Raw genomic sequence first — 13,705 nt, 5'->3', positions numbered from 1 at the left:
TTTTGATCAAGGCTATTTACGAAGCATGATCGCTGTTTATCTCAGCTGGCATTCGAGATGACAGCTTCTTAAGGTATTTCTATGCTCCATAATAATGTATTTGGTTGTAACTCTTAGGTTGGTTTATGACCTTTGTTGGAATTTTATTGCTTTGCTTTAAGCGAATTTAAATTAAAGATAAGCATTTGTATCTATATATTATTTTACTATTTGGTTAAAAGTATCCTAGCAAGATACCTTTTTTTATGTTTAATTAGTAGCTTGAACACGGAGTTGTTCAAACAATAAAAACTGAGGACTTAGTAATGAAAGCATTATTTAAACGGACATTATTGGCAATGACCTGCGGTTCAGTATTATTTTTAACTGCATGTAATGATGACGATAATAACTGGAATAACTGGGGTTCAAATAAGAATTATGTATCTGAAAATACATATAATTCAGATGTGATCAATGAGGCTACATCAGTCAAAGTCATGACTTATAATATGCCGAATGTACTCGGTGAAACCAAGAAAGCCACAGCAATGGTTTTCATCCCCAAAACAACACGACCTGCAGATGGTTGGAAAGTTGTGGTTTGGGAGCATGGTACAGTCGGTGTGGGTGATAGTTGTGCGCCAAGTCGAAATAAATTTAATCCACGATTTAAAAATATGGCGCAAAGCTTGTTAAATGAGGGTTATGTGATTATTGCCCCTGATTATGAAGGCTTGGGCACACCAGGTATGCATCCGTATTTAAATTTAAAGAGTGAAGCAAATTCAGCGATTTATGCAGTGAAAGCATATAAAGAGCGCTATGGTAATCAGATTAATGGTCAATGGATGTCTGTTGGACAATCGCAGGGTGGGCATGGTTCTTTAGGAACTGCTGAGTTTTCCAATACCGACTCCAACTATAAAGGTGCTGTCGCAGGCGCACCTGCCTCAAGCTTAGGTGATATTATTTCTGTCGTTGCGCCACAAGCAATTCAAAGACTTCTTCAAGCTGGGCAGGTAGCTACCGCGATTGATGTATATGCAGAATTATTGACATATACTGCTTATGCCACGGTGGGTATAACAGCTATTGAACCTAAGTTTAATTATCGAGAGCTTTTTAACGAGCGTTCAAGAGGTATTGCTGCAGATGCTGAAGGTTCAACAGGTGAAAATGGCTTATGTTTCGATGACTTACATAAGAAATTTTCCGATGATATTCGTGATTATATTGTTAAAAATCCTGGCAAAACCGTTTTAGACTATCCTGCATTGGTTGATACTTTCCAACAAAATCCGACGGTGAAAAAATTCTTAGCTGAGAACCAACCTGCAACCAAGAAAATTAATAGCCCAGTAATGATTATTCAGGGTAAATTAGATATGGCAGTACCTTATCAAGTGACTGAAAAATTACAGCAAGACTTAAAAAATATGGGTACTGATGTAACGTTCTTGCTTGTAGAAGGTGAGAGCCATACAGGAGCGATTGTTGCAAAGAACGCGGAATTGGTTGCCTTTATTAAAAAGCATATGCCAACCACAAAATAATTGTTTAAGAGAAGCATCCAATCATTTGCTGTTCATAGCAGTTAAATAGAAAGTAAAAAAGCAGAGTTTTTTATTAAAGCTCTGCTTTTTATATGAATATGTAAAACTTAAATCATTAAAATAAAAAGGGAAAAACTTAATATACTTTTGACTAAGAATATAATTAAATAATGAGAGGTTTGATTATGCAAATTGCTGTTAAAAATTTAATAAAACTTGGTGTATTTCCAAAGTCCGAAGATGCGGTGAAGGATCCAAAAGGTATTGAGTATATTGATCATATTCAAGCATTAATTGATAGGATAAAGTTACCAGTAAGCAATGATGATGCGGTAGGCTTGTGTTCGATATTAAGGAATGATGAGGATGATTACTTTGGTTTAACACAAAATTTATTACAAAAAATAGAAACAGCACCTGATTGGCCAATTAAGGAGCTATTTGTTAATAACAATAATTACTGGATGAATGTACTTAAGCGTAGAGCAAGATTTGTATGGTAAATAATGCAGGCAAACGTTTTTCCAGTCATTAGATTGGATGGTCTAAAATTAAGATTCTGGCGTTTATGTAAAATAAAAGCTAGATTATAGTAAAGTATAATGTATATGTTTTTAAAGTTTAATTATGGAAAAGCTTTATTATAAAAGGTAGTATTTTTTAGATAAGATTATTGCCTATTTAAAAATTATCTGCTTATTTTAAACATGGTGGAAATATGAAGAAAATGAGTTATATCGTGGCTTTTTTTTCATTGTTAATGCTGTTTTTTATTTTTGATTTACAAGGTAATTTTCAAACATACTTGAAATACAAAAAGTATTTCAAAGTTTTGTATCTTGGAGAGAAAATGAAGAACGAAAACATGGTCTTGAGAAACTGTTCTGATATATCAATTCAGGAAGATTTACATAAAGCGTTTGAAAATATTCCAAAAGCTAATATTAGCTGTCTAAATAAATCGAAATTAATCTATATTGGCCCATATTATGGTGATCATGCAGTTGCTACATTTAGATGTTTTGATGACGATTTAGTTGTTGAGTATAGCTGGACTGATTTTCAGGAGTCTTGTTCAATTATCGTTTCTAAGAAAAGCTGGAATATTCCTGAAAAGATGACAGTTGAACATCTTAATTCACCTTAATTTTTTTTAAAAATATAAAATTAATTAATTTTATATGTAGGTGTCGTAATGGGAATAAGAGTTGGTGCTACATCTGTAACAGGAATAGAAGCTTATTTTGAAAAACTTCATAAATTAAATCGTTATTTTGAAGATAAAAACTGGAAGACTTTATCTAATAACTCCTATGGCGGGAATTTTACTTTAGCTCTTTTCATGGTTATTAGCATTTATGAGGAGGTTGAAATAAATTTAGCCAGGTTTAATCAAATGAAAAATTTAGAAAGATCAAAGGATATTGATGGTAATCCTGAAATTACTCTTATTTTTAATGTTTTAATTAGCCCTTTAGAGATAGAAAAGCTTTCAATCAACCAATTAAGAGATCTTTATTGTTCTTTGTTTATTGAGCGTATAAACAATCCATTGTTTAGTCTACCTAAGACTGTAGATTATGATCAACTAAAATCTGATTTATTGGTATTAATTGAAGACCTTAAAGAAGTAGATTTGAATTCTATTCCTCTGTAAAACCCAATGGAGCGGATTGGATGGAAGATCCTTATAGTTTTCTCCGAACCCTAGAGTAAAAAACGTTGGTGATAAAGCTGTCGTTAGATGTATAGTCAAAAAATAGGATGTTGATATGGTAGAATCATTTTGGCCAAGTGGAAACGATCAAACGATTATCTGTACTGATTTAAACATCAAAGAGTTTTGTAAGCTGTGGGGAAGTCCATTTATTCAAGATTATGAGGATGGATTAGGTTGGTTTGATTCTACATATCTTTATGATTCTCAATTAATAAATACGCCTATCATTTTTATTAAATATTTAGAATCACCTTATAGTTATACATTGGTCATGATTGATGAGCAGATCAAAGATGTAAGGGCATATGAAGATTTTATTATTAATAAATATTTAATTAACTCTTATATAGATCGTAGAAAATCGGAGTATAAGGATAATTAATATCTTTATATAATCGTCGTTTAAAATTAATTTAATAGACACAATAAAACGTGTAGTTGTCAGATAGAAATAGTGATTATTTGTTAGATATTTATCAATTTACTGAATTTAACAATCTAAAAAAGCAGAGTTTTTTATTAAAGCTCTGCTTTTTTTATCTCAATGTATGGCCGTTTGTACATTTTTGACCGAAGATCGAACAGGTTTTTTACCAAATGAAAGGTGATTAAAGAAAATATTGAGTAATACTGCTGCTATACACGTCGCGCTTATTCCTGAATGAAATAAAGTTTGGAATACTTTGGGAAAGGCATGAAAGAAATCAGGACTGATTAAAGGAATTAAGCCGACACAGATCGACACAGCAACAATGATAAGATTGGATTGGGTTTGATAATCCACTTTTGATAATGTACGAATACCGCTTGCTGCAACACTACCAAATAAAACAATACCCGCGCCACCTAAAACAGGCATCGGAATCGCGGCAATTAAACGTCCAAAAATCGGTAATAAACCGAGTACAACTAAAATAGCACCACCCGTTGCTACCACAAAACGGCTTTTCACACCTGAAATGGCAACCAGTCCCACGTTTTGGACAAAAGCACATTGCATAAATGAACCAAATAATGGCGCAATCGCAGAAGATAGCATGTCTGCTCTTAAACCATCTGCCAAACGATGACTATCCATTTTTGTATCAACAATTTCACCAATCGCTAATAGGCTGGCTGTTGTTTCAGTAAGGATCACGATGGTCACGATACACATGGTTAAGATCGCGGACATTTCAAAGCTGGGTAGACCAAAAGCAAATAGATGTGGGAAAGCAAATAAATCACCATTGCCCACTTTTGAAAAGTCGGCAACACCAAGCAGGATGGTAAAAATTGCACCAAAAATAATTGAAATGAGTACGCCTAGTCGCGCCATTGTGGCTGAACCAAAGCGACTCACCACAAGTAATACACCGAGGGTAAAGGCTGCAATCCCTATATTTTCTAGTGAGCCCCATTCGGGTGCTTTAGGGTTACCACCCATAATCCAGCGTATTGCAACAGGTAAAAGTGAAATCCCAATAATAGTAATAATTGAACCCGTCACAATCGGTGGAAAGAAACGCACTATTTTTGAGAAAAAGGGGGTAATCAATATCCCGAAAATAGAGCTGACAATCACAGCACCAAAAATCGTTTGGATATTTCCCCCAGTTGTACCAATCGCGATCATGCTTGCAACAGCAGCAAATGAAGTGCCTTGTACAATTGGAAGTTTTGCACCAAACCACTTTAGTCCAAGCGTTTGTAGTAATGTTGCCAAACCACCCACAAGAATAGATGCCGTAATTAATAAGGCAATTTCAGCTGCATTTAGACCAATCGCCGTACCTACGACCAAAGGTGCTGCAATCAGACCACCATACATGGTGAGTACATGCTGTAAACCAAATGTCAGGTTCTTTCCCGCACTTAAAACTTCATCTTCAGGTTGAATTTTTTTAATTTCAGTATTCATCTTAAAACCTTTATGATTTTGCCATCCCTGCATTACAAAGAGCAATTTATATGCCAAATGGTCAATAACTGTGAGCAAAGTGCTTTAAGTGAAAGCTAAAACTTATGTGTTTGAGACTGATATTTAAATTATTTCTTTGTGCAAAGTCGATTATTTTACGGCGGATAAGGCTTATCGTGTTAGATTGGCGCGACTCTAAAACAAAGCACTAGGCTTCTTTCATCTGTCCTTTTTTAAAGCATAGATTAAGATAAAGCACCCTCATCCTGATCTTCTTCAAAGGGGAGAAGAAGCTTTTAATAGCAATATGATTCACAGAACATGATCATTTATTTTAGCTTTTACGCAGTTGTGTTTGATGGGTTAGAGAATAGATGAAAAATTGTGCTGTACCTACAGCGAGTACACCTGAGGCAAGTATAAATTGCTGATGATAGGAAACACCCCAATGTTGCAAGCTACTAAAACAGATTCCACCAACCAATTGAGTCACAGCAAAAGCTAATGTTGCTATGCTCCATAGTTTTTTATAGGCCACATGATAAAGGTGTAAAATGGTATATGAAGTAAGGAAAACCACAGCAGGATTAAGCAAGCCTGTAAAAAAGGATGAGGTATAGGTAAGGATTGGATGGGTTGAAAAAATCGCAATAAAGATCGCTAAAACATATAGGCTATATAATATTTTTAATGCGGTAAAATTGCCAAATTTTCGTGCCAGTAAGTAAGCACTGATTGCACCTAAGGCACTGCCTGAACCATACAAAATCCAATTCAAGTTAATTAGATATAGATTAAGATGCAGGGTGTTTTTAAGATAATCAATCCAAAACAATGAGTGGGGAACATAGGCAAAAGCGCTTGAAGCATAGACAATCAGCAAACTAAAATACATACCATTGACTGTCCCCGTTTGATTGTTTGCTACGCTGATATGATCTAGATGATCTTTAAATAGATTGAGTAAATAAACAATGATCAAACAAATGACAGCAGAGAATGCAAATAAAATCATCCATGCAGATTGTGTGTTGATTCTGTCGAGATAAGGCAAAAACAGGGTTGCCAATAATACTCCGATGCCAATACCGCTAAAGCCAATAAAGTTGATGGTTAAACGTTCTTCAGCTTTGCTGCAATGTGCAACAATACTCGGTGCTAGGATCATCAATAAGCCACCACTGATGCCTGAAATGACACGCCAAAAGACATACCAGCTTTCGGGAAGACCTGAAAAAGCACAACTGAGTAAACTCACCGTTCCAGAAAATGCCGCCAAAATGATATATCGAGGCATGGTAAAGTTTTGAGGCAGTTTCATTGCCCAAAATGCACCAATTAAATACCCCAACAAATTTGCACTGCTTAAGATACTGGCAAAACTGGAGTCCCAATGATAAGCAAGACGGGTAGAGGGCAATAATGCAGTATAGGAAAATCGGAGAATACCAATGCCTAAACACATACACAGGCATAGAAAGATACTCAGCTGAATTTTATTCGATCCGATCTTGGTCATTGTGCAGATTATCCATTTTCCGTTAATTCACCTTAAGGTGAATTTAAAAAAATGACAATAAATAATCAGTATTTAGTTTGGGAATAACCAGGGCTTATTCACATAACTTAACCAGTTGGTAAAATCAGAGCTTACTCTGCGATAAGTATGATTAATATCAAGGGCTCAGTCTGTTTAGATTATTGAACAATTATGAATTAAACATGATTTAAAACAGGGTTGGCCCATCGACAAGCAAATTTCGTAAGGATTAAGCCTATAGATTATAGATTGGCATCTACAGGATCTCCGATCGTATAGTAATGTCCACCTGCAACATGATGTAGGCTTTTCCATTCAGCGCCAACTTCATGGTAATACCAGTGGCCATTGCGAAATACACGATCATCCGCATACGCAGCGACGACTTTGCCTATAAATAAATCATGGCTTTGTTGATTATGCGGTTCAGGAATCAGTTCACAGATCAACCATGCAGCGCAGCCTTCAACCGCAGGGAGCTGAAATCCCTCAAATTGGAAAAGTGGCGTATGGCAGTGTGAGAGTTTTTCAGGATCATTAAACTGACTGATTGAGCCTAATTGTTGTACCAGCTTAAGTTGTTTGAGTGTCGGTACCTGTAGGATGAAATGCCCTGACTTTTCAACTAATTCACGAGTTTTTGTACTTTTATCTAAAACCACACTGACTTTGGCAGGCACAAGTTCTAGGGCACAAGCCCAAGCGGCTGCCATGACATTGTTTTGGTTTTCATACTGGGCTGAGACAAGCACGGTTGGACCGTGATTTAACAGGCGATAAGCCTTAGAAAGTTCAACAGTTTGGATGTGTGAATTCATGAGATGGCCTATATTCTGAGTGTTAGTCTTTATTTGTATAAGCTTATACAAAAAATTCATGAGTGCGCTAAAGTGATGTTTTTATTATTAATAGTGTATGTTGAGAAAACAACACTTAAATATCAAAAAATGCTAAAGACTATTGGATATTTCACAATAAGCTTATAATAAAACGATCAAAACTATTGGAACTCGAATGAACTATACGCTCATTTTGAATATTGTCATATTCATTGCCTTGATCATATTGCTGATGCAAACCAGAAAGACAGATTGGAGTCTGGCTAAAAAAGTGTTTGCCGGTTTATGTTTAGGTGTGGTATTTGGGCTAGGATTACATTGGGTTTATGGTACAAATTCTGAAATTTTAACTGAGTCTATTCAATGGTTTAATATCGTTGGAAATGGTTATGTTAAGCTTTTGCAAATGGTGGTGATGCCATTAGTGCTGGTCTCTATCCTGAGTGCTGTGATTAAGTTACATAATGCATCGTCATTAGGCAAGATTAGTATTTTTAGTATTGGTACTTTATTAATCACCACATTTATTGCCGCTTTGGTTGGCGTGTTTGTGGTCAATCTATTTGGATTAAGTGCGGCTGGTCTTGTACAAGGGACACAGGAAACAGCACGACTTGAAGCAATTCAATCTGAATATATTGGTAAAGTTACAGACTTAAATGTACCTGATTTTATTTTATCTTTTTTGCCAACAAACCCATTTGCTGAACTCACTGGGGCACATCCAACCTCAATCATTAGTGTAGTGATCTTTGCTACGATGCTCGGTTTGGCAGGGCTTAACCTGATCAGAGATGATGCCGAAAAAGGGCAACGTATCGTCACTGCAATTGATACTTTACAAGCGTGGGTGATGAAGTTAGTTCGATTGGTGATGACGCTTACACCTTATGGTGTATTTGCCTTGATTACGAAAGTCGTGGCAAGTTCTAAAGCCGCTGACATTGTTAATCTCGGTGGTTTCTTGGTTGCCTCTTATCTGGGTCTAGCCATCATGTTTGCAGTACATGCAATTGTATTGCTGCTGACAGGCGTTAACCCAATCCGATTCTTTAAAAAGGTTTTACCTGTATTAACCTTTGCTTTTACAAGCCGTTCGAGTGCGGCAAGTATTCCATTAAATATTGAAGCACAAACTCGCCGTTTGGGTGTGCCTGAGTCTATTGCCAGCTTTTCTGCTTCATTTGGTACAACGATTGGGCAAAATGGTTGTGCGGGTTTATATCCAGCAATGCTTGCGGTGATGGTTGCCCCAACAGTGGGGATTAATCCACTTGATCCGATCTGGATTTTAACTTTAGCTTGCGTGGTGACTTTAAGTTCAATTGGCGTTGCAGGTGTCGGTGGTGGCGCAACTTTTGCTGCACTGATTGTTTTACCGATTATGGGTTTACCCGTGACTTTGGTGGCTTTACTGATTTCCATTGAGCCTTTGATTGATATGGGGCGTACTGCGTTAAATGTTGATGGTTCGATGACTGCAGGTGTTGTGACCAGTCAATTGATGGGACAGACAGATCAAAGCATTTTACTTTCAGATGAGAGAGAAGAGTTAAAACATAGTTAACCTATTTTTCTATATTATTTAAACGCCATAAAAAACACCTAAATTAAATTTAGGTGTTTTTTTTCAACTCAAGTTTATCAAACATACTCTGATTCATTAAGCGCTGATTCATTAAAACAAGTCAGAGTATTCTCGACTATAAATAGCAGTTTATCACGATCATATTGCTGATAAATATGATGACCTGCTGGCGCTAAAAGGTTCTATTTTGCTGCTTGATTACACTCAGCCAATTCTTTGGAATTTTTTGTCCAAATTTTTCCAGCAGAATTTTTATAGAAGGTGATTTTCCCAATTCGGGAGACCAAACTTTGACATGAGTCTATTGAAAGTTGATTGCCCCAAGGACCAGACATTCGACATACAGTACCGTCGCATTTCCAAACCACATTAGGGCCATTCTCTATTGGTACGGTCACTGTCCCTTTATGTGTGGTTCCAGCAATCCAAATGGTATCGGCTGCAAAAGTCAGTGGAGAACATAGGATTAGGCTGCTTATAACGACGCTTTGGAGTTTTATGCTTATTTTCATCGTGCTTATTCCATAATTATTGATCTAGGAAAGGTTATAAACTTCAAATGAATCTATAAAACAGTTGTATTTTAAATGGTCTATACGATCAAGCTCAAGTTTTAACTGTAACCATTTTAAAACATAGACTGTATCTGTAATCATTTTTAGTATCACTTAGAATAGATTAAAATGAGGAGTTTTGACAATGAAAATGTACCAAGTTGATGCTTTTACACAACAATTGTTTAAGGGTAATCCTGCTGCTGTATTGGTCTTAGATGACTGGCTGGATGATGCTTTGATGCAAAATATTGCCTTAGAAAATAATTTAGCAGAAACTGCTTTTGTAAAACGCATTGATGATGAAAATTATCAAATTCGCTGGTTTACACCACAGGTTGAAGTCGATTTTTGTGGGCATGCGACCTTAGCTTCAGCTTTTGTTTTATTTAAAGACTATACCCAAGCGAAGACGATTCATTTTCATGTGAAAGATTTGGGTATTTTTATCATCCAGCAAGCTGAGGATGGAAAGATCCAGATGAATTTCCCGATTCGTCAGCCGCAAAAAGTGATCGATTATCCAGAATTATTGAATCATGTCATTGATCAGCCTTTTAAAGAAGTCTACCTCAATGCGCAAGCTTATATTCTAGTTTGTGAATCTGCACAAGACGTGATAAATGCAACACCAAACTTACCCAATATCCGAAAAATTGCAGAACAATATCATGTGAGTACCGCATTAACTGCGGAGTCTGCAGGCTATGATGTGACCATTACCGCAGCTTCAAACGATTATGATTATGTGGCTCGCTATTTTGCCCCGCATAAAGGGATAGATGAAGATCCTGTAACAGGTTCTATGCATACAGGTTTAGCGCCTCTATGGGCTGAAAAGCTGGGTAAAACACAACTTATCGGTTATCAGGCATCAGCGCGCGGTGGAAAATTGTTCTGTGCTCTTCAGGACAATCAACGTATCGAAATTTCAGGCTATGCACAGTTATTTATGCAAGCTGAGATTTTTATTTAAATTGATTTTAAGCTAGACATGTTCAAATCATTACAAAAGCCGTTGAAATAAACGGCTCTTTTTTCAAAACTTTACTATAAATTTTGTTCAGAATTTCTTAAGATGTTTAGCTTATAACTGTTTAAAATTTAAAAAATTCTGGATTCTCCTATGCTCATGCAGTTGAAAAAACTCACCTTGTCGCTTTGTATTCTTGGTTTTAGTGCGTCTAGTTTTGCTCAAGCCATCCTGGTTAAATCTGAACATAATATCGAAGAATATAAGCTAGAGAATGGCTTTAGAGTTTTACTTGCACCGAATGATAAAGAAAGTAAAGTCTTTATGAATACGGTTTATTTGACCGGTTCATTAAATGATCCACAAGGCAAAGGTGGTCTCGCACATTTACTTGAACATTTAGCGTTTAAAGGCACACAGGATGTAAAAGGCGAAGAATTTCAACGCCGTTTAGATCAATATACGTTAATGACCAATGCCAGTACCGATTATTATTCGACTAAATATACCAATATAGTACGTCCAGACCAAAATACCTTAAATGAAGTGATTTATTTAGAGTCACAACGTATGGACAAATTGGTGCTTCAAGAACAATTCGTTCCTTCAGAAATCAATATTGTGATGCGCGAACGCGAAGTGCGTATGGATCAGCCTTTTGCTGTGCTGATGGATCAAATGTGGAAAGCAGCCTATGGCAACAAGTCATTAGGTCGTTTACCGATCGGTGATCTTGCTGAACTACAGTCAATTAAAATGAATGAATTGAACAAATTCTATAAAGACTGGTATGCACCGAATAATGCGGTGATGGTGATTGCTGGTAAATTTGATAAAGCAGAAGTTTTAAAAGCCATTGATAAAAACTTTAGTGCGATAGCTGCACGTAAGATTCCTCAACAAGCAACAGTGCCTTTACTTGATTCTTCAACCATAAAAAATCGTAATTTTGTGGTGAAAAAGGGCAGTGATCTTGCCAAATTCAATATTTATATGAATGGTAAGAATGAAAAAATTCAGCCGGTATTAGCACTTGCGCCATATTTATATACCTTACAACCGAGTGGTCATCTATATTCCAGCATGGTAGAAACTGGTGTCGCGACCAATGTCCAGTCAACAACATGGTTAGATGATGATTTTAACTTGGTATTTATGGGGGCAATATATGCACCAAACCATGATGCTCAAAAAATTGACAGTGCGTTGATTGCCGGTGTAGAGAAAAATAAAAGTTTTGATGATGTTGAATTAAAACGGGTTAAAAATCTGATCCAGAACGCCAATGAGAGTTTATTGACCAGTGCAGCAGCTGTTGGTGGTATGTTGAGTGATTATGTGGTGTCATCACATGGCAATTGGGCACAATATTTTAAAGATCAACAGGCCATTCAAAAGTTAAGCGTACCTGAAACTAATGCAACTTTAAAAGCATTTTTAACTGAGCAGCACCGTTTTAATGGTGATATTCAACCGACACCTGAAGATCAGAAAAAGGCCTTGGAGCAAAAGCAAGCTGCTGAAAAACCAAAAACTTTAGATCAACAAGCTGCTGCTGTAGAACCGTTAAAAGATGTCAGTGTTTATCAAGCCGAAGTTGCTCAATATGTTGAAAAATCGAAACAATATTTAACTGCAACAGAGAAAAAGATTCAACGTGGCACTTTAAAAAATGGGATGAAGTATGCTTTATTCCCAACCTCGACACGTGATGATAAAACCTATGCAACCATTGAGGTTAATTTTGGTACAGCTGAATCTTTAATGAATAAGGCACAAATCCTCGATTTTACGGCTTATTTATTATTACGTGCTTCTGAGCAATATAGCTTACAGAACATTGCAGATAAAACTATTGAAGCAAGTGGTGGAGCAACGGCAACGGCATCGGATAACGGGATTACTATTCAAATTTCAGCGAAAAAAGAAAAATTTGAAGAGTTCTTTAAATATATCGTGTCGGTGATGAAGAGCCCTAAATTTGAACAATCACAATTTGATTTAATTAAATTACAAAGCTTATCTAGTTTGGATCGACCATATACTGAGCCTGAAACAGTATCCTCTTTAACCATTGCACGTCTACTTGAAACCTATCAGCCGGGTGATTTACGTTATCATTTTGAACCAGAGTTGGCGAAACAACAGATTCAAGCAGCAACCAACCAACAAGTTGTCGATTTATATAAAACATACTTTGCAATGGATCATGCCTTTATTTCTATCACTGGGCAGTATGATGCAAAACCGATCAAAAAATTACTTGAGCAACAATTTGGAAATTGGTCAGCTAAACAACCTTATCAGCGTCTATCAACAGAATTTACCACGTATAAAGCGCAGAAAGTGCATGCCCTTTCAGAACAGCGTGAGTTTGGTAGTTATCAAGCTTTGCAGACCTTGCCTGTAGGTGTAGACAATAAAGATGCCGCAGCATTGATTGTCTTTAGCTATATTTTGGGTGACTCGCAATTGTCTTCACGTTTAGGACAAGAGCTTCGTGAAAAAAATGCGTTGGTTTATGGTTTTGGTAGTCAATTAAACTTGGACTCTTTTAATGAAGCGGGTGCATTGTCGATCGAAGCCAATTACACAGCAGGGAAATCTGCTGAAGTATCGCAAGTGGTGCGTAAAGTGCTGAATGATTTATTAGCGACTGGAGTAACCAGTCAGGAGTTGGAAGCGGCTAAAGCCAATATCATGAAGCAACGTGTGACGTCTTTAGAAGATGAGCGTGTGATTCATCGTATGTTAAACAGCCAGCTTGAACGCAATAAGAAAATGGATAGTCGTGCTTTAAGAGATCAAGAGTTTGCTCAACTGACCAAAGCTGATGTAGATGCTGTGATTAAGAAGTACATTAAACCTGATCAATTGGTTGAAGTGATGGCTGATCAATATGGTCAAGCTCAGAAAAATCTAAATTGATGATTTAAATAACTCATTGACTGAAGGAAAGCCATACATGTGTATGGCTTTTTGTTTTATAACGATACAAGATCAATAAAAATGAGTCATGGCAATGTCAATGATTGAAAATTTACTGAGTATATCGG

Annotated in this window: 12 protein-coding genes; 8 read left to right on the top strand and 4 right to left on the bottom strand. The window is 36.5% G+C overall.

The window, feature by feature from the left end:
- Positions 1–305: 305 nt before the first annotated feature.
- From PYV58_RS14970 to PYV58_RS14950, 5 genes are all read left to right on the top strand, one after another.
- Positions 306–1,535 (top strand): prolyl oligopeptidase family serine peptidase, encoded by a 1,230-nt coding sequence (locus tag PYV58_RS14970; RefSeq protein ID WP_034612265.1) that lies wholly within the window; start codon positions 306–308, stop codon positions 1,533–1,535.
- A gap of 185 nt (positions 1,536–1,720) precedes the next feature.
- The gene (locus PYV58_RS14965) at positions 1,721–2,038 is read left to right on the top strand and encodes a hypothetical protein (protein WP_034612262.1); all 318 of its coding nucleotides are present in this window, start codon (positions 1,721–1,723) and stop codon (positions 2,036–2,038) included.
- A 215-nt stretch (positions 2,039–2,253) separates the two neighbouring features.
- The gene (locus PYV58_RS14960; RefSeq protein ID WP_034612259.1) at positions 2,254–2,682 is read left to right on the top strand and encodes a hypothetical protein; all 429 of its coding nucleotides are present in this window, start codon (positions 2,254–2,256) and stop codon (positions 2,680–2,682) included.
- 48 nt (positions 2,683–2,730) lie between these two features.
- A complete protein-coding gene (locus tag PYV58_RS14955) occupies positions 2,731–3,192 on the top strand; it encodes a hypothetical protein (RefSeq protein ID WP_034612255.1) in 462 nt (153 codons plus the stop codon).
- Positions 3,193–3,307: 115 nt separating this feature from the next.
- On the top strand, positions 3,308–3,637 hold the full coding sequence (locus PYV58_RS14950) for a hypothetical protein (protein ID WP_034612253.1): 330 nt from the start codon (positions 3,308–3,310) through the stop codon (positions 3,635–3,637).
- Positions 3,638–3,796: 159 nt separating this feature from the next.
- On the opposite strand, the gene PYV58_RS14945 is transcribed toward PYV58_RS14950, so the two are convergent.
- From PYV58_RS14945 to PYV58_RS14935, 3 genes are all read right to left on the bottom strand, one after another.
- On the bottom strand, positions 3,797–5,155 hold the full coding sequence (locus PYV58_RS14945; protein WP_004820114.1) for a nucleobase:cation symporter-2 family protein: 1,359 nt from the start codon (positions 5,153–5,155) through the stop codon (positions 3,797–3,799).
- 334 nt (positions 5,156–5,489) lie between these two features.
- A complete protein-coding gene (locus PYV58_RS14940; RefSeq protein ID WP_034612249.1) occupies positions 5,490–6,674 on the bottom strand; it encodes a YbfB/YjiJ family MFS transporter in 1,185 nt (394 codons plus the stop codon).
- A gap of 263 nt (positions 6,675–6,937) precedes the next feature.
- Positions 6,938–7,513 carry a flavin reductase family protein gene (locus tag PYV58_RS14935; protein ID WP_004820117.1) on the bottom strand — a complete coding sequence of 192 codons (576 nt, stop codon included), beginning with the start codon at positions 7,511–7,513 and terminating at the stop codon, positions 6,938–6,940.
- 196 nt (positions 7,514–7,709) lie between these two features.
- Between PYV58_RS14935 and PYV58_RS14930 the strand changes: the two genes are divergently transcribed.
- Positions 7,710–9,101: an L-cystine transporter gene (locus PYV58_RS14930; RefSeq protein ID WP_034612245.1), complete on the top strand. Its 1,392-nt coding sequence runs from the start codon at positions 7,710–7,712 to the stop codon at positions 9,099–9,101.
- A 203-nt stretch (positions 9,102–9,304) separates the two neighbouring features.
- On the opposite strand, the gene PYV58_RS14925 is transcribed toward PYV58_RS14930, so the two are convergent.
- The gene (locus PYV58_RS14925) at positions 9,305–9,634 is read right to left on the bottom strand and encodes a hypothetical protein (protein WP_004820122.1); all 330 of its coding nucleotides are present in this window, start codon (positions 9,632–9,634) and stop codon (positions 9,305–9,307) included.
- A 187-nt stretch (positions 9,635–9,821) separates the two neighbouring features.
- Between PYV58_RS14925 and PYV58_RS14920 the strand changes: the two genes are divergently transcribed.
- On the top strand, positions 9,822–10,652 hold the full coding sequence (locus PYV58_RS14920) for a PhzF family phenazine biosynthesis protein (RefSeq protein ID WP_034612240.1): 831 nt from the start codon (positions 9,822–9,824) through the stop codon (positions 10,650–10,652).
- Positions 10,653–10,802: 150 nt separating this feature from the next.
- Entirely contained in the window at positions 10,803–13,577 is a 2,775-nt protein-coding gene (locus PYV58_RS14915; RefSeq protein ID WP_034612237.1) for a pitrilysin family protein, read from the top strand.
- Positions 13,578–13,705: the final 128 nt, after the last annotated feature.

The sequence above is a fragment of the Acinetobacter sp. TAC-1 genome, assembly GCF_029025845.1.
GTDB lineage: Bacteria > Pseudomonadota > Gammaproteobacteria > Pseudomonadales > Moraxellaceae > Acinetobacter > Acinetobacter guillouiae.
This window is presented reverse-complemented; position numbering and strand designations above follow the sequence as displayed.